Here is a 15660-nt window from a genome sequence, read left to right on the forward strand (position 1 = left end):
TCGGGCTATACGCATCGCAAGCGCTTGCATAGGATGGTCGGATCGAGCCGGGCGGGATCCCTGTGATCCCCCTGGCTCGACGTCTGACTGCCCGAAAGGAACACCCCGTGGCTCCCGCCGCCGACGACATCTCCCGCGAGGACGCTCGCGAAGAGCCGACCACCTCCACCGGCTCCCTTCCCACGATCACCGGCTCCATCCCCACCATCACCGGCGCGATCCCCGTGCTCGAGGATCCGGCGGACCACGAGATGGCCCGCCTCCCCGATGAGGAGCAGCTCAGCCGCACCCGCAGCAAGGTCACCGCGATGGTGATCCTCGTGCTCACCACGCTCAGCGCGATCGGCCCGCTCGCCACCGATATGTACATCCCGGCCTTCCCGGAAGTGGCTGAGGAGCTCGGCAGCACCGCCTCGATGATGCAGCTGACGATCACGGCGTTCTTCCTCGGCACCGCGAGCGGACAGGTCGTCGCGGGCCCTCTCTCGGACCGCATGGGCCGCCGTATCCCGCTGCTGATCGGCATCGTGCTGTGCCTGGTGGCCTCGATCGGCTGCGCCCTCGCCGGGGATGTGGAGATGCTCCTGGTGATGCGAGTGCTGCAGGGGATCGGCGGCGGCTTCGGCATGGTGCTGGGCCGCGCCGTGCTCATCGACATGACCGACGGCCCGGAACTGTTCCGGATCATGAACATCATGCAGGGCGTGGGCGGCGTCGCTCCGATCGTCGCACCGCTGCTGGGCGGCCTGATCCTCATCGTCGGTCAGTGGCGCGAGATCTTCCTGGTCATCGCCGCGATGTCGCTGGTCTCGCTGCTCGGGGTGATCTTCCTGATCCCCGAATCCCTTCCGGTCGCACGCCGTCACTCCGGCGGGTTCCGCACCTTCCTGAGGAATGTCCGGTCGCTGCTGCGCCGCCGGATCTTCGTGGCCTACCTGCTGGTGAACGCGTTCTCCGCCTTCGCGCTGATGGCGTACGTCTCGGCCTCCTCCTTCGTGGTCCAGGAGATGCTCGGATTCACCTCCACCGAGTACTCGGTGAGCTTCGCGATCAACTCGATGGGCATGATGGCGCTCTCGCTGCTCTCGGCGCGGCTCACCCGCACCATCCACCCGCGCGCGCTGATCCGCGTGGGTCTGATCGCGGTGTCGCTCGCGAGCTTCGCGCTGCTGATCGGCAGCCTGTTCCTGGACACCCCGGCGTGGATCGTGCTGCCGGCGTTCTTCTTCACCGTCGCGCCGCAGGGCATGATCTTCGGCAACGGCGGCGCCCTCGCCTCGGACCAGGCGCGCGAGTTCGCGGGCACCGGGTCGGCGATGCTCGGCCTGGGATTCTCCTTCTCGGCCTCGATCGCGGCGCCCCTGGTGGGCATCGCAGGCACGCAGTCCTCACTGCCGATGGCGATCACGATGGTGGTGGGAAGCCTGATCTCGGCGGGGTTCTTCATCATGGCCGGCCGGGGGAGCGGCACCGCGAACCCCCACACGGCCACGGCCTGAGCAGACCTGTCGAGCAGAACTGTCGAGCGAAGCTGTCGAGAGGAGCCGGCGATGATCCTGCCCGAGGTGCGCGATCCGCGCATGGTGACGGTCCGTCGTGGGGGCACCCTGCAGGACGAGCACCATCGGCTGCTGGCCCGCTGGGCGGCCGACTGCGCGGAGCACGTGCTCGTGCTGTTCGAGACCGTCCAGCCGGGCGACGCGCGTCCCCGGGATGCGATCGTCGCGGCGCGCGCCTGGGCCGACGGCGCGATGCCGATGATGCGCGCCCGGGCGCTCGGCGGGCACGCGATGGGCGCCGCCCGCCCGCTGCGCGGTGCCGCTCGCTTCGCCGCCTATGCCGCTGGGCAGGCCGCCTGCGTGGGCCACATCGCCGAGCATGATCTGGGTGCCGCCGCCTATGCGCTCAAGGCCGTACGCAGCGCCTCCGGCGATGACGCGCTGAGGAGCGAGCGGGACCGGCAGCGCGCCCGGTTGCCGGCAGCAGTGCGAGAGCTCGTGCTCGAGGACCAGCGGAGTCGGGACGCGATCTGCTGGTCGCTCTTCTCGCTGTGAGCCGGCGTCGTCCTGGTCAAGCCTCGTCGCGCGCGAGCATGGCGAGGTCGCGCACGGCGTAGCGCAGATGCTCGACCTCCTCGGTGAGCACCACCCGCAGACAGCGCCGCACCCGGTACTCGCGCTCGGGATAGCCGGGCCCGGGGTGCCGGTGCACACCCGGTCCAGCTCGTCCTCGGTGAGGTGGGTGAGCAGATGCTCCACGTCGGCCCGCCGTGCTGCGCGCACCTCCAGCACCTGCGCGAGCGTCGGCTCCGCCGCAGGGTCGAGCCCCAGCTCATCCACGATCTCGCGCGGGGTGCCTCCCGCCGGCAGGCCCCACGGGTGGTGCGGTGAGGGCTCGGCCAGCACGGCGGTCCCGATCCACGTATCGGCCGCGAAGCGCAGGTGCCGCAGCGTCTGCACGAGCGACCACTCGCCGTTCACCGAGGCGTGCGCGCGGGCCGACGGCGCCTCTCGCAGTGCGCTGAGCAGCTCGTCCCACCTGGCCTGCACGATCTGCCAGGCCCCACGGAAGTCCTCCGGAGTCTCTGCCTCGCGCGCCTCCCGGCGGCCCGGGTTGCGCGCATCGAGCACGCCCTGCACGTGCGCCGTGACGTCGACGTCATGGACGACGTCTTCTGCAGGGCGCCGCTCACGCTCACCGTGGTCCCGATGCTGTCGAGGATCCGCAGCCCGTCGACCTGGCTGTCACGGATCTCGAGGTCCCGCAGGTCGCCGCCGGTGATCCGTGCACCGCGCAGCATGAGGTCCCCAAGGAGCCGGCCGGGGGAGTCCGTGTGGTCCATGCGGATCAGTCTGCGGTCTCCGCCCGACGCACGGAAGGCTTCCCGGCGGACAGCCGAACCGATCCTGGCCAGCAATGATGCAGAGAACCTGCAGGTCAGGAGCATGTTTTTCGGGAGGATGGTGGGGGAGCGGCCGGTGGGTATGCACGGTGACGATCTGGCGAAACTGCATACAGCGTTTACGGTACGTAGTTCGGCGTTCACCTCTAAGATGCTGTGTTCGAGCTTCCGCTGCCAATGGCGAGTAAATGCCGTACCGAGCGCCAGGACGCCGAAGCTCTGGCGCAGGCGCAGGCGCATCAGCATCGGCGATCCGGCATCTGCGCCTCGACATCTGCACCTCGGCATCATCGTTAGTCGGCGCGCGAACCCGTCGTCGAATCGGCCCAGGCGACGGAACGGGTGACGGAACGACCCCCGGCCGCCGGGTCAACCCCTTCCATGCGTCGCCGATAATGCACGTTATGTAAAGTGGTGCCGGAGCGACGCCACAAGAGGGCACTCCGGACGGTCCTGCACCCTGCGCCCGGCGTCCTGTTCAGCTCACGCCGGCTCTACGGTCATGACCATGACGCAGTTCTTCAGCCCCTTGGGTCGGTCGTAGGCGAAACCGAGCCGCTCGTACAGACGGCGGGTTCCGTTGTACAGGAACGACGAGGACATCTTCTTGGTCTGGTGGGTCAGGTCGTGCGGATAGCTCTCGACCCTCCCGCCGCCTGCCATCGCGATCTGCTCCAGCGCTCCGGTGATCGCCAGCTCGGTGACACCCTGGCGCCGGTGGCGCTTGTCGACGAAGACACAGGTGATCCGGAAGTCCGGCGTGGTCGTGCTGGTGGCGTCGTACTGCTTGCGGTGGTGGATCGTCGGCAGCTCCTCCGGGGTGCCGTACTCGGCCCAGGCGATGGCCTCATCGCCGTCCATGACCAGCGCAGCGTGCGCCGTCCCCTGCTCGACATGGGCCTTCTTCAGCAGGCGATTGCCCTCGAAGCTCTCCCCGCGCCCTTCGCAGTCAGGATGGAAGTACAGGCACCAGCAGCCTCCGAAGATGCCGTTGTGCCGCTGAACCAGGGCCTCGAAGGCAGGCCAGGTCCGGATGTCCAGGGGCTCGATGCGGTACGTCGGTCCGTCGGGCATGTCAGTCCCTCATGCTCGCCGCGGGCGCCGGAGCGCACACGGCTCCCCTGTTGCCGTCCTGGTCGGCGATCACCACGAGCGAGGGTGCCTGTCCGTCATCGACGACGGTCCCACCGGCGGCAACGGCCGCCGCGATCCGCTGCGGTGCGACCTCCGGAGTCACGTACACCTCAAGATGGAACCGTTGCGCCAGGTCCAGGTCCTTCTGGGTGACCCACTGGACGATGTACTCGGTCTCCCCCTCGCGATAGATCGCGTCGTCACTGACCAGCTTCAGATCGACATGACCGGCGTCCATCGTCACTCGGGGATGATGTCCGAGCTCGGTTCCGACCTCGCCGATGTCCACGAGGAAACGCGCTCCCGCTTCGAAGTCGTCGATGAGATACCGGGCGTGCAGGCCCTGGGCGAGCTGGCACCAGTCCTTCAGGTGGGCTGCGGCGATCTGAGCTGTTCCGAGCATGTCCATGCGCTTGAGCGTAGGCGCGGCCCCACCCAGCCACCAGTCCCCTGCTCACCTCGATCTGCTGGCCGAGGGTCTCGAGTGCGCCGTGCTCAGAACGCGGCGACGACGCCCTGTCCGTCGGACCAGGTGGCGAGCAGCCGCACGGTGCCGTCGAGATCACCGATGGTGCGGGCGATGGTGAACGGCGCGCCCTCCAGCAGCTCGTCGCCCGTCGGCGGCTGCTCGCCCTCGTCGACCTCGAGGCTGAGTGTCACGCTCTGCGGCAGCGTCTCGCTCAGCGTCCCATCCTCGTCGTGGATCTCCAACACTGCCTGCTGCTGCTCCCCGCAGATCGCGCGACGGAAGCAGTCCAGCGCGGTCTCATCGGCCAGGCCGTCGTAGACGAAACGCTCCCCGAGCACCGAATGCTGCATGGTGGCCAGCAGATGCTCGTCAGCACCGTCGACCCGGGCCGGTCGATAGGTCAGCGGCAGATGGTAGGTCGTCTCCCCCATGCGCACCAGATGGCACTCCACGCCGACCTCACCCTCGGGGTCATCGAAGCGGTAGGTACCGAGCAGCTCGAGCTCACCGGTCTCGCCCCAGGAACGCTCGGACAGGAAGCTGTGCAGGATCTCGGTCTTGTTGGGGCTGAGCTCGGCCCGGTAGATGATCGCCATGTCTCCACGGTAGTGCCATGCTCCCCCGCGACACGCATGAGAGCTCCCACATCGGAGGTTCCTCGGGACCTCATCAAATATTCATAGACTTCCCGCATGACGCCCAGTTCGCCTGAGACGCACCACTTCCGCCCCTTGACTCTCCACAAGGTGGCGCTCTGGCTCATCGCTGTGGCCGCGGCGATCATCGTGATCGCCCTGGTGTTCCTGCTCGCGCATCAGCGCACCACCGGAGTGCTCTCGCAGAACCTGCACACGGTGTTCTGGTATTTCGATGTGGGGCGCGAGTACAACATGGCCACCTGGTACAACTCCGGGCTGTGGCTGCTGGTGGGTGCGCTGTCCGCGGCGATCGCGGTCGCCCGCTCGGCGCATCGCCGCTCCTGGTGGTTGCTCACCGCAGTGGCGCTGTTCGCCTCTGTGGATGAATACCTCGAAGTGCATGAGCGCCTGGACCTGCCGGCGGACCGTCTGCTCGAGCGCCTGCCCTTCGACCTCGGATTCTCGTGGGTGCTGTTCGGTGCACCGATCGCACTGGTGATCGGGGTGCTGCTGCTTCGCCTGGTCCTCGCCCTGCCCGCCCGGGCTCGCAACGGACTGTTCCTCGGTGGGGCGCTCTTCCTGCTCGGCGCGATCGGTGTCGAGAGCATGAACGGGATGATCCTCGCCGGCAACGACCACATCGTGAACAACGCCTACATCTACGGCACGATGCTCGAGGAGCTGTTGGAGATGAGCGGTGTCGCCGTCGCCTTCGCGTCCCTGCTCAGCCTCTTCCAGCATGATGCGCGCAACGGGATGCTGCGCCTGGATCCTGCGGTGCTGCCTCCGGTCAAGCCGCGGGAGGGATCGCCAGCTCCCCGCTGATCCGACCGTCGGCCATCGTGAGGAAGTGATCCGCCCACCAGTAGGCGGGTGAGCCTCAGCGGGACCCGGCCGCGTCGCCCAGGGGCACCAGCACCGGTTCGGTGCCCGTCGGGGAGAACTGCAGCACTGCAGCGCCGGGGTGAAGCTGTGGATCGCGCCGATAGCGCTCGTAGAGGGTGCGCTCGACCTCCATGTCCCCGGCGTCGGCGGCCACCAGCTGCGCGGCGATCTCGTCGAGCATGATGAGCAGTCCCTCCCCGTGCGACTCCCCCGGCGGTGGGATCGCGCCCCAGCCGTCCCAGAGCAGCAGTTCGTCCCCATAGCGGTGCGCGAGCTCCCAGAAGAGTTCGGAGAGCACGAAGTCGGCACCGCTGAGCGGATGATCGGGGGCCACGCCGTACGAGGAGGGGTCCAGCGAGCCGTCCCGCAGGTTGAGGTAGGCCTCGGCCGCGGTGGTGAAGGGTGCATCCGGGCCGGTGGCCAGGTCCAGCGGGTCCGGGAGCAGGCCGAACTCCGGGGCGACCTCGGGATCGAAGCGCCGCCAGCGCTGCCCGTCGAACATCTCCGCCACCACGTGGTCGTGATGCCACCCTTCGCGGAAGTAGTCGGCGAAGCCGACGCGGCTGCGCGCCGGGATCCCGTGATGGCGCAGGATGCTCACGGCGAGCAGTGTGTGGTCGCGGCAGCAGCCCTGCAGTCGATCCCCGATCGCCCGCTCCGCGGTGAGCGGCAGTCCCGGGTGGCGCTGCTGGTCCAAGGAGAGCTGCGCGGCGACCCAGCGCAGGTCCACGTCCGCCCGGCTGCTGGCGGGCAGATGCTCGGCCTCGGCGCGGTAGTGGGCCAGAAGGGTTCGCACCACCGGCCCGATGGCTTCCGGTACGGGTGGGATCTCGTCGAAGAGCGCCGCATGTTCGCCCGGGTCGCTGAACACGGTCTGGGGAGTCCAGTCCGAGGGGACGGGCAGGGTCGAGAGCGTCAGTGCCATCGATCCAGTATGGAGGCGGTGCTCGCCCGTGTCACCGCTCAGGCCGGTCGAGCAGTGACCGGACGGCGTGCAGCGAGGTGACCCGCTCGGCGTCCCCGGCATCCAGCTCGATGCCGGCGGTCTCCAGCAGCACCCCGCGCACACCCGCGGCACGGGCCGCGATGACATCACCGGGTCTGTCGCCCACCGCGAGGCAGTCCATGGGCGCGAGCGAGTGCCTTGCCAGGAGGGCGAGCACCATCGCCGGATCGGGCTTCCGCGCGAAGCCGTCGGGTGCGCAGACCAGGTCATCGATCGGCAGCTCCAGCGCCGTGAGCAGTGCGGTGGCGCTGCCCCGTTCCCGGTGCGTCGCCACCAGGTTCAGGCCGCCCGACCCGTGCACCGCTGCGAGCAGCTCCCGGGCTCCGTCCATCACCGCGGGCGGATGCTCCTGCCAGTGCTGCTTCGTCGCCTCATAGGCGGTGCGCAACCGGCGCTCCGACACCTCGTGCCTGGCGGCGAGGGTGCTGATCGCGTGGGAGCTCGAGATGCGCGTCAGCTGCCCCACCTCGCCCATCAGCTCCTCGCCGGGCTGCGGATCGAGCGCCGAGGCGAGGGCACGGTCCACATCGGGATAGGTGTCCACCAGAGTGCCGCCGAGGTCCCAGATCACTGCTCGCATCCGAACAGTCTGTCAGGGAGCGGACTGATTCGTCGCCCGCGCGGCTGCCGGTGTTCACTGAACCGGTGCCCCTGCTCGATCAGCTGCTCCAGCTCTCCGCCCTCACGCTCGTGCTGCTGATCGGCGCCGCGTTCGTGGCGGGCTGGGTGGATGCGGTGGTCGGAGGGGGCGGGCTGATCCAGCTGCCCGCACTGCTGACGGCTCTGCCGGCCGACGCCTCCACCGGCGCGGTGCTGGGCACGAACAAGGTCGCCTCCGCGGCGGGTACTGCCATCTCCTCCTGGACCTACGTCCGACGGATCACCCCGGTGGTGGCGACCGCCGTGCCGCTGGTGCTGTGCGCGCTCGCCGGGAGCGCCCTGGGCGCAGGCCTGGCGTCCTACCTCCCCCGGCCCTGGCTCTCCCCCATCGTGCTGGTCGCGCTCCTCGCCGTGGGCACCTATACCCTGCTGCGGCCCGCGATGGGGCTCGTGCACGAGCCCCTCCACAGCGGCCGTGCCCATGTGCTGCGCTCGGGCGGGATCGGTGGCGCGGTGGGCGTGTACGACGGGATCCTCGGTCCCGGAACCGGCACCTTCTTCATCATCGCGATGGTCGCGCTGCTGGGATACGGCTTCCTCGAGGCGAGCGTCCACGCGAAGGTCGCGAACCTCACCACCAACCTCGGCGCGCTGCTGGTCTTCGGACTGCAGGGCGAGGTGTGGTGGATCCTCGGGACGGTGATGGCGCTCGCGAACCTGACCGGTGGCTACCTCGGGGCCCGGCTCGCGCTCAAGCTCGGATCGAGGTTCGTGCGGGTGGTGTTCCTGGTAGTCACCGGCGCGCTCGCGCTGCGCCTCGCGGTCGATTCGGTGGCGCTGCTCACGTGATGTGTCCGCTCAGGATGGAATAGGCCTGCCGCGGATCTCGTTGCAAAGAGCGTCACCCGCGCCGCTTCTCCCGCGGCCTGTCGCCCTGGAGGTCATGATGGATCCGACGACTCTGTTCACCTACGAGCGTCACGTCGACTCGCGCGCCCTGCGCGGCCGGACCCTGCTCATCACCCTCGGCGCCTACAGCGATGCCGGCGATGCCCAGCGGATGGTCGACGATCAGCTGCTCAACACCCTCTCCAGCCGCGTCGTGGGCCGGCTCGACATGGACCAGGTGTTCGACTACGCGGGCCGTCGCCCCGAGGTGACCCTCCAGCTCGACCACTTCACGGAATACGAGAAGCCGGAGATCCTCCTGCACGAGGTGACCGCGCTCGACGGCGAGACCTTCTTCCTGCTCACCGGGCCGGAGCCGTCGTTCCAGTGGGAGCGTGTCGCCGGCGCGCTGCGGATCGTGGTCGAGCAGCTGGGCATCGAGCGCACCCTGCTGCTGCAGGGTTTCCCGGCGCCGGTCCCCCACACCCGTGAGCTGCCGGTGACCCGTTTCGCCGGCGACCCGGACTCGATCACCGTGCGCCGCACCATGCCGGGCAGCTTCCGGCTGCGTGCCCCCTTCACCGCGCTGCTGACCATGCGCCTGGCCGAGGGCGGCCATGAGGTGGTGGGGCTGACGGTGCACGTCCCCCAGTATCTGCACGAGATGACCTATCCGGATGCGGCGATCGCCCTGCTCGGGGCGATCACCGAGGAGCAGGGACCGGAGCTCCCCCTGGACGCGCTCGAGTCCCAGGCAGGGCCGGTGCGCGAGGCGGTGGCGGCACAGATCGACGCCCAGCCCCAGCTGCAGGAGATGGTCCAGAGCCTCGAGAAGAGATTCGATCGCATGATCACCTCCGGCGCCAACGCCGAGGTCCCCACTGCGGACGCGATCGCCGCCGAGGTCGAGGAGTACCTCGCGAGCTTCGACGCGGAGGGCGAGGACGGCGAGAGCACCTCGGACCCCGACGGGCCGGACGCCCCGGGCACTCCCGAGGCGCAGAGCGGGCCCGGCACCTTCGACGATCCTGAGACCCCACCCGCCGGTGCACCGAGCGATCCGGATTCTCCGAGCAGACCGACGGACACGCAGGATCCGGAAGCCTGAGCAGCGGGCTGACGCTCACGAGGCCCCACGCCGCGTGGGTGCTGACACCGGGTGCTGACACACTGCAGAACGCTGGTCCTGCTGGAGAGGTGAGCCCGGTCGGGCCGCTCGAACTGAGGTGTCGCCGAGCTCGGGCGCACCCGCACGCAGCGATCATGCCTTCGCGACGACAACCCTCCGGAGAGAACCTCAAGACGGTTGTCCTGAATCTGCGCCGGATCTTGCGCCAATCCTCATCGGTTCCCGACGGATGACTTGAGGTGGCCGCGGTGGAATCGAGTCAACGGGGGTCATCACGTCCTGATCCTCTCCGGCCCAGCCGCATAGAGGTATAGCCCATGAACTGCAGAGCAGGACAACCGATGAACGCCGTCGAGCTCACCGACCCCGACGGCGACGCTCTGACGATCACCTCGGACTCCGCGGGCATCTGGATCACGTGCAGCAGCGGCGGGGAAGAAGTCACGGTCGGACCATTCCCATCGGGCGGGTTGAGCGATGCCCTGGCCGAGGTTCGTCTCACGTCGAACGAGCTGCAGCGGAGCGTCGCATAGCGGCGGAGCAGCGCGCTTCAGCGCAGCGGGAGCGACTCCCCCGGCATCTCCCACGGCAGCTCAGGATCCACCACGGCGGTGACCTGGATGCCGGTGAGCGTGACGTTCCCTGCCAAGGTGGTCATGAAGGCGGTGTCCGCCGCGTCCTGGCCGGTCGCGATCCGCACCATCGAGGCGCGAGGCGCCAGATGCGTCGCATCGACCACCTGCCACGTGTCGTCGACCAGCGCCTCGACCACCAGGTGGAAGTCCATCGGACTGAGCCCTGGTGCATAGACGGACGAGCACCGGGCGGGGATCCCGCTCGCGCGCAGCAGCGTCGCGGTGAGATGGGCGTAGTCGCGGCACACCCCCTGACGCGCCAGGTACGTCGAACGGGCGGAATCCGTGATGGTGCTCGAGCCGGGCACATAATCCAGGTGGTCGTGCACCCAGTCGACCACCGCCTCCACGGTGCCTGCTCCGGTGGTGTCGCCGACGATCTCCGCGGCGATCCGCTCGAACTCATCGACCTCGCAGTAGCGCGAGGGACGCAGATGCAGCACGGCATCCGACTCGTCGCTCGGCGGCACGTCGGCAGCGCCCACCCCTGTCGCCTCGTAGACGATCTCCACCGCCCCCTCGGGAAGGCCGTGCAGCAGGTGCAGCCGGCTGCCGAAGCGGTCACGGGTCTCGGTGACAGGATGCTCGACCCCGTCTGCGAGAACCTGCAGCGACTCCTCCGCAGCAGGGGCGTCGGAGACCGCCACCAGCAGGGCGATGTCGGTGCCTGCGGCCACTTCGGCCCTCATCCACGCGCGCACATGTCTTTTCACCCCTCCAGTGTCCAGCATCTGGGAGGCGGAGGCGCGCGCTGCCGCCTGCCTTTGCCGGTGCGTGATCTGGCACATAGAGTTGTGACCCAGTCGTCACCACCTATTCCCCGGTCCTCCGGTCCGGTTCCAGGAGCAGCAGTGCAGATCTCCGTCCAGCTCTACAGCGTGCGCGAGGCATTCGCCGCCGACCCTGCGAGCACCCTCCAGCGACTTGCCGAGATCGGGTTCACCAGCGTCGAGCCCTACGGTCTGATGGACCATGCGGAGACCCTCCGAGAGCTGCTGCCGCAGTACGGGCTGACCGCCCCCTCCGCCCACGTCTCGCTGCTCGGAGCCGAGGATCCCGCCGAGGTCTTCGCCACCGCCGCCGCGCTCGGCGTGCGGACGGTGATCGACCCGCATCGGGACCGCGCGCACTGGACGCGCGAGGACGACATCCGAGCCACCGCCGAGCGGCTGGGCGAGCTCGCCGGGATCGCTTCGGACAACGGGGTGCGCGTCGGCTATCACAATCACGACTTCGAGGCCCGCCCGGTGTTCGAGGGGCGCTGCGGCCTGGAGGTCCTGGTCGATCATCTCGATCCGCGGGTGGTGCTCGAGCTGGACACCTTCTGGTCCGCCGTCGGCGGGACCGACCCGGCCGCCCTGCTGGACCGGCTCGGCCAGCGCATCCAGCTCGCCCATCTCAAGGACGGCCCCCTCCAGGGCCAGGTGCGCGATCAGCTCAGCCTCGGCGACGGCGAGATGGACGTGCCCTCGATCCTCGCGGCCGCCCCCTGGCTCGAGCTCGGGGTGATCGAGTTCGACGGCTACGACGGAGACATCTTCGAGGCCGTCACCCGCTCCTATCGCGTGCTGACCCAGCATCTCCGCGAGGCCCAGGCATGAGCCGGACCACCGGCCTCGTCGGAGTGGGCATCATCGGCGCGGGCGTCATCGCCGCCCAGTACCTCACCCACTTCGCGCAGATGCCCGTGGACTTCGATCACGCGGCTGCCACGCTCTGATCTGCAGCACCCCTGCCCCGCTGTTCCTGAGAACCACCCCGAGAAGGAGCATCACCCCATGTCCCATCCGCACACCCTGTTCACCGGCCAATGGGCCGACCTCACCCTCGACGAGGTCGCCGAGCTCGCAGCCGGCTGGGGATATGACGGGCTCGAGATCTCCGTCTCGGGCGAGCACCTGGACGCCTCGCGCTGGGACGACGACGAGTACGTCGCCGAGCGACTGGGGATCCTGGAGAAGCACGGGCTGAGGTGCTGGGCGATCTCCAACCACTTCAAGGGCCAAGCGGTCTGCGATGACCCGATCGATTTCCGCCACCAGGCGATCGTCGGCGCCGATGTCTGGGGCGACGGCGACCCCGAAGGCGTGCGTCAGCGCGCCGCCGAGGACATGAAGAACACCGCCCGGCTCGCGCAGAAGCTGGGCGTGAAGACCGTCATCGGCTTCACCGGCTCGAAGATCTGGAAGTACGTGGCGATGTTCCCGCCCGTCTCCCAGGACGTCATCGACGAGGGCTATCAGGACTTCGCCGACCGCTGGAACCCGATCCTGGACGTCTTCGACGACTGCGGGGTGCGATTCGCCCACGAGGTTCACCCCTCGGAGATCGCCTACGACTACTGGACGACCCGACGCACCCTCGAGGCGATCGGCCATCGCGAAGCCTTCGGCCTGAACTGGGATCCCTCGCACTTCATGTGGCAGGAGATCGACCCGGTCTCCTTCATCACCGACTTCGCGGACCGGATCTACCACGTCGACTGCAAAGACGTCCGGGTCCGCACGACCGGACGCAACACTCGCCTGGGCTCGCACCTGCCCTGGGGCGATCCGCGCCGGGGCTGGGACTTCGTCTCCTTCGGTCGGGGAGATGTGCCCTGGGATGCAGCATTCCGTGCGCTGCGCTCGATCGGCTACGACGGACCGCTCTCGATCGAATGGGAGGACGCCGGGATGGATCGGCTCCACGGCGCGAAGGAGGCCATCGAGCTGCTGCGCAGCCTGGACTACCCCGCCTCCGAGTTCTCCTTCGACGCCGCCTTCTCCCAGGAGGGTTGAGATGAACGACCACGGAAGGAACTCCGGAACTGAGCGCGAGGAGTTTGCGGCGACGTTCCTCGCCCTCGGCCCCACGGCACCGACGATCCTGCCGGGCTGGGATGCCGCCGCTCTTCTGGAGCATCTGCACCTGCGGGAGCGGGCACCGCACCTGATGCTTGCGCACCGGCTGCCGGGTCCCCTGGCCGGGCGAGTCCGAGCGGCGCTCGAGCGCTACCGCAGGACTCCCTGGGAACAGCGGGTGGCGGGCTTCCGCGCCGGCCCCGGCCCCCTCTCCCCCATCGGCCGACTCGATGCGCTCAGCGGCCAGTCGGAGCTGCTGATCCATCACGAGGACCTGCGCCGGGCGCAGGACGGCTGGGAGCCCCGGCGCCTTCCTGCCGCACAGGCCGAAGATGCGTGGCGGGCGGTCGGCCTGATGGCGCCGCTGACGATGTCGGTCCGCGCTGATGTCACCCTGGTCTCCTCACTCGGGGGCAGGCGCCTGCGCGCCCGCCACTCGGACGGGAGCCTGCGGGTCCATGGCGAGCCGCTCGAGCTGCTGCTGTGGGTCAGCGGCCGCGATGAGGTGGCCAGGGTGCAGGTCCACGGGGAGCCGGCAGCGCTGCGCGCGCTGCAGGACGGCCGACGAGGTCTGTGAGGAGTGGCAGGCGGGCCCGTGCGACCCGGCCTCAGCCGCGCTCGAGCAGGAACAGCCGCGGGTGGTGACCCTTCTGGAAGAACCGGTGCTCGCCGACGGGGCGCCAGCCGGCGGGTGAGGTCTCCAGCACCCGCTGCATCCTGGTGATCTCGTGGGTGAGCACGCCCAGCCGAGCCTGCGAGGCGGCGAGCTCTGCGGCCCGGCGCAGCAGCGCGGTCAGCAGCTCCTCGTTCGTCTCGTGCTCGCCGTGCAGAGTGCCCCAGGGCGGGTTGGTCACGAAGCGGGAGAAGCCCGGCTCGAGGTCCACCTGCAGCACGTCACCCACCAGCCAGTCCACCTTCCCCTTGCGTCGGGCGGCGCGCTGGTGCTCACGGGCGGCGTCGATCGCGGCGGGGTCCAGGTCCACTCCGACCGCCCGCGCCGGCGCCACCTCGTGCAGCTGCTCCACCAGGAAGGTGCCGGAGCCGCAGGTCATGTCCAGCAGCGTGTCGTCGGCCCCCACCTGGAGCTGATCGAGAACGGTCGCGGCGACGGTCGCATTGACCGCTCCAGGGTAGTCCACCGTGCGCCAGGCACGGGTGGCCAGCGGTCGAGGGGTGGTGCGCAGCAGCACCTGCCACGTCCCGGCTGGGGCTCCGCGCCGCACCCGCATCACCAGGTCGCCGTTCTCGGCGACCGGCACCTCGGCGAGTTCGGCGACGGCAGCGGCCAGGCGGCGCATATCGGGCGTGTCGGCACCGGCGGCCTCGAGGCGGAGTCCGTGGAAGCGCATCCTGGGCCGCTGGCGACGCACGTCCTCGAGCAGCTCGCCGAGCCGCTGCTGGACGGAGGTCTCGAGCAGCTCACGCGGCCGACGGGCAGGAACTGTAAGGCCTGTGGAGGCCGCGACCACGCGGCGCAGTCCCCGCACCGCATCGAGGTCGGAGGTGCTCAGCACCAGCTCGGTCGGTCCGACCAGACGTGCGAAGCCGAGCCGGCCCGCCTCCTGCAGGGCGCTCGCGCCGCAGCCGTCGAGCACCTCGAGCACCAGCTCGTGGGTGATCTGTCCCATCGATTCCCCCTGATCAGCTGTTCTTCGAATGATTCAGGCAGGTTACCGCCCGTCGTGGCGTCGGCGTGCAGGTGTGGTCGGTAGACTGCGGAGCGTGTTCATCGTGAGTGTGTGTTCCCTGAAGGGCGGCGTCGGCAAGACGTCCGTGACCCTGGGCCTGGCCTCTGCCGCCCTGCATCAGGGGGTGAACACCCTCGTGGTCGATCTGGATCCTCAAGGCGACTCGACCCTGGGGCTGCTCGGCGAGCCGGCGAGCACGCTGGACATCGCCGAGGTGCTGTCCTCGCCGCGCACCGAGACCGTCGACCGGGCCATCATCGAGACGCCCTGGGCGGCCGGAGCGGCCTCCCACCTGGACATCATCCCGGGCTCGAGCCGCTCGTCGATCATGGACTCCCCCGCACCGACACCCAAGGACGTGCGCCGCCTGCAACAGGCCCTCGACAAGCGCTCCCACCAGTACGACATCGTGCTGATCGACTGCCCGCCCTCGCTCAACGGCCTCACCCAGATGGCGCTGGCGGCCTCCGATCGCTCCCTGGTGGTCGCGGAACCCGGATTCTTCGCGGTGACCGCTGCGGATCGGGCGTTGAAGCTCGCCACCGAGATGCACGAGGACGGCATCGCGCCTCGGCTGCAGCCGCTGGGCCTGGTGGTCAACCGCTACCGCCCGCGCTCGGTCGAGCATCAGTACCGTCTCGCGGAGCTGCGGGAGCTGTTCGGCGACGCCGTGCTCGAACCCATCATCGAGGAGCGCGTCGGGCTCCAGCAGGCTCAGGGCGGCGCCGTGCCGCTGCACCGCTACGAAGGGGCTTCCGGCAAGCGCCTCACCGAGGACTTCGACGCCCTGCTCACCACCGTGATGGATTCACGCCAGAACTCCTGAGGCGCGGCGGGTCCTGC

The 15660-nt window shown here is 69.3% G+C and carries 19 protein-coding genes and 1 pseudogene; 11 read left to right on the forward strand and 9 right to left on the reverse strand.

What is annotated here, in order from left to right; translation table 11 throughout:
• The first annotated feature begins 107 nt into the window (after window positions 1-107).
• A complete protein-coding gene (locus Q0937_RS10210) occupies window positions 108-1499 on the forward strand; it encodes a multidrug effflux MFS transporter (protein ID WP_299303233.1) in 1392 nt (463 codons plus the stop codon).
• Between the two features lie 51 nt (window positions 1500-1550).
• Complete coding sequence (locus Q0937_RS10215) at window positions 1551-2054, forward strand: putative immunity protein (RefSeq protein ID WP_299303234.1); 504 nt, start codon at window positions 1551-1553, stop codon at window positions 2052-2054.
• A 16-nt stretch (window positions 2055-2070) separates the two neighbouring features.
• Here Q0937_RS10215 and Q0937_RS10220 read toward each other — a convergent pair whose 3' ends face one another.
• The 5 genes and pseudogenes from Q0937_RS10220 to Q0937_RS10235 form a co-directional block, all read right to left on the reverse strand.
• Window positions 2071-2211 carry a hypothetical protein gene (locus Q0937_RS10220; RefSeq protein ID WP_299303236.1) on the reverse strand — a complete coding sequence of 47 codons (141 nt, stop codon included), beginning with the start codon at window positions 2209-2211 and terminating at the stop codon, window positions 2071-2073.
• Window positions 2212-2255: 44 nt separating this feature from the next.
• Window positions 2256-2639, reverse strand: a pseudogene (locus Q0937_RS18025) (DinB family protein); the annotation flags it as partial.
• Window positions 2640-3385: 746 nt separating this feature from the next.
• A complete protein-coding gene (locus tag Q0937_RS10225) occupies window positions 3386-3976 on the reverse strand; it encodes a GNAT family N-acetyltransferase (protein ID WP_299303238.1) in 591 nt (196 codons plus the stop codon).
• A gap of 1 nt (window position 3977) precedes the next feature.
• Window positions 3978-4445, reverse strand: a complete 468-nt coding sequence (locus tag Q0937_RS10230) for a 4a-hydroxytetrahydrobiopterin dehydratase (RefSeq protein ID WP_299303241.1) — start codon at window positions 4443-4445, stop codon at window positions 3978-3980.
• Between the two features lie 86 nt (window positions 4446-4531).
• Complete coding sequence (locus Q0937_RS10235) at window positions 4532-5101, reverse strand: maltokinase N-terminal cap-like domain-containing protein (protein WP_299303243.1); 570 nt, start codon at window positions 5099-5101, stop codon at window positions 4532-4534.
• 96 nt (window positions 5102-5197) lie between these two features.
• Here Q0937_RS10235 and Q0937_RS10240 point away from each other — a divergent pair, with 96 nt between their 5' ends.
• Window positions 5198-5968, forward strand: a complete 771-nt coding sequence (locus Q0937_RS10240) for a hypothetical protein (RefSeq protein ID WP_299303246.1) — start codon at window positions 5198-5200, stop codon at window positions 5966-5968.
• Window positions 5969-6023: 55 nt separating this feature from the next.
• Here Q0937_RS10240 and Q0937_RS10245 read toward each other — a convergent pair whose 3' ends face one another.
• Together Q0937_RS10245 and Q0937_RS10250 are read right to left on the reverse strand one after the other, a co-directional pair.
• Window positions 6024-6953, reverse strand: coding sequence for a transglutaminase-like domain-containing protein (locus Q0937_RS10245; protein WP_299303248.1), 930 nt, complete (start codon window positions 6951-6953; stop codon window positions 6024-6026).
• A 31-nt stretch (window positions 6954-6984) separates the two neighbouring features.
• Window positions 6985-7614, reverse strand: a complete 630-nt coding sequence (locus Q0937_RS10250) for an HAD family hydrolase (protein WP_299303250.1) — start codon at window positions 7612-7614, stop codon at window positions 6985-6987.
• A 65-nt stretch (window positions 7615-7679) separates the two neighbouring features.
• On the opposite strand from Q0937_RS10250, the gene Q0937_RS10255 reads away from it, so the two are divergent.
• The 3 genes from Q0937_RS10255 (at window position 7680) to Q0937_RS10265 (ending at window position 10184) form a co-directional block, all read left to right on the forward strand.
• Window positions 7680-8483, forward strand: coding sequence for a TSUP family transporter (locus Q0937_RS10255; RefSeq protein WP_299303252.1), 804 nt, complete (start codon window positions 7680-7682; stop codon window positions 8481-8483).
• A 97-nt stretch (window positions 8484-8580) separates the two neighbouring features.
• The gene (locus Q0937_RS10260) at window positions 8581-9630 is read left to right on the forward strand and encodes a PAC2 family protein (protein ID WP_299303254.1); all 1050 of its coding nucleotides are present in this window, start codon (window positions 8581-8583) and stop codon (window positions 9628-9630) included.
• Between the two features lie 362 nt (window positions 9631-9992).
• Entirely contained in the window at window positions 9993-10184 is a 192-nt protein-coding gene (locus Q0937_RS10265; protein ID WP_299303256.1) for a hypothetical protein, read from the forward strand.
• A gap of 17 nt (window positions 10185-10201) precedes the next feature.
• Here Q0937_RS10265 and Q0937_RS10270 read toward each other — a convergent pair whose 3' ends face one another.
• Complete coding sequence (locus tag Q0937_RS10270) at window positions 10202-10963, reverse strand: transglutaminase family protein (protein ID WP_299303258.1); 762 nt, start codon at window positions 10961-10963, stop codon at window positions 10202-10204.
• 174 nt (window positions 10964-11137) lie between these two features.
• Between Q0937_RS10270 and Q0937_RS10275 the strand changes: the two genes are divergently transcribed.
• From Q0937_RS10275 to Q0937_RS10290, 4 genes are read left to right on the forward strand one after another with little or no spacing between them, the layout of a single operon-like run.
• Window positions 11138-11887, forward strand: a complete 750-nt coding sequence (locus Q0937_RS10275; protein WP_299303260.1) for a sugar phosphate isomerase/epimerase — start codon at window positions 11138-11140, stop codon at window positions 11885-11887.
• Window positions 11884-12006, forward strand: coding sequence for a hypothetical protein (locus Q0937_RS10280; RefSeq protein WP_299303261.1), 123 nt, complete (start codon window positions 11884-11886; stop codon window positions 12004-12006). The genes Q0937_RS10275 and Q0937_RS10280 overlap by 4 nt, the downstream gene beginning before the upstream one ends.
• Window positions 12007-12064: 58 nt before the next feature.
• Window positions 12065-13066, forward strand: coding sequence for a sugar phosphate isomerase/epimerase (locus tag Q0937_RS10285; protein ID WP_299303263.1), 1002 nt, complete (start codon window positions 12065-12067; stop codon window positions 13064-13066).
• 1 nt (window position 13067) lies between these two features.
• A complete protein-coding gene (locus Q0937_RS10290; RefSeq protein ID WP_299303265.1) occupies window positions 13068-13706 on the forward strand; it encodes a TIGR03085 family metal-binding protein in 639 nt (212 codons plus the stop codon).
• A 31-nt stretch (window positions 13707-13737) separates the two neighbouring features.
• On the opposite strand, the gene Q0937_RS10295 is transcribed toward Q0937_RS10290, so the two are convergent.
• A complete protein-coding gene (locus Q0937_RS10295) occupies window positions 13738-14757 on the reverse strand; it encodes a methyltransferase (RefSeq protein WP_299303267.1) in 1020 nt (339 codons plus the stop codon).
• A gap of 94 nt (window positions 14758-14851) precedes the next feature.
• On the opposite strand from Q0937_RS10295, the gene Q0937_RS10300 reads away from it, so the two are divergent.
• Window positions 14852-15643, forward strand: a complete 792-nt coding sequence (locus Q0937_RS10300) for a ParA family protein (protein WP_299303269.1) — start codon at window positions 14852-14854, stop codon at window positions 15641-15643.
• Window positions 15644-15660 lie beyond the last annotated feature (17 nt).

The organism is uncultured Brachybacterium sp. (assembly GCF_947500705.1).
GTDB lineage: Bacteria > Actinomycetota > Actinomycetes > Actinomycetales > Dermabacteraceae > Brachybacterium.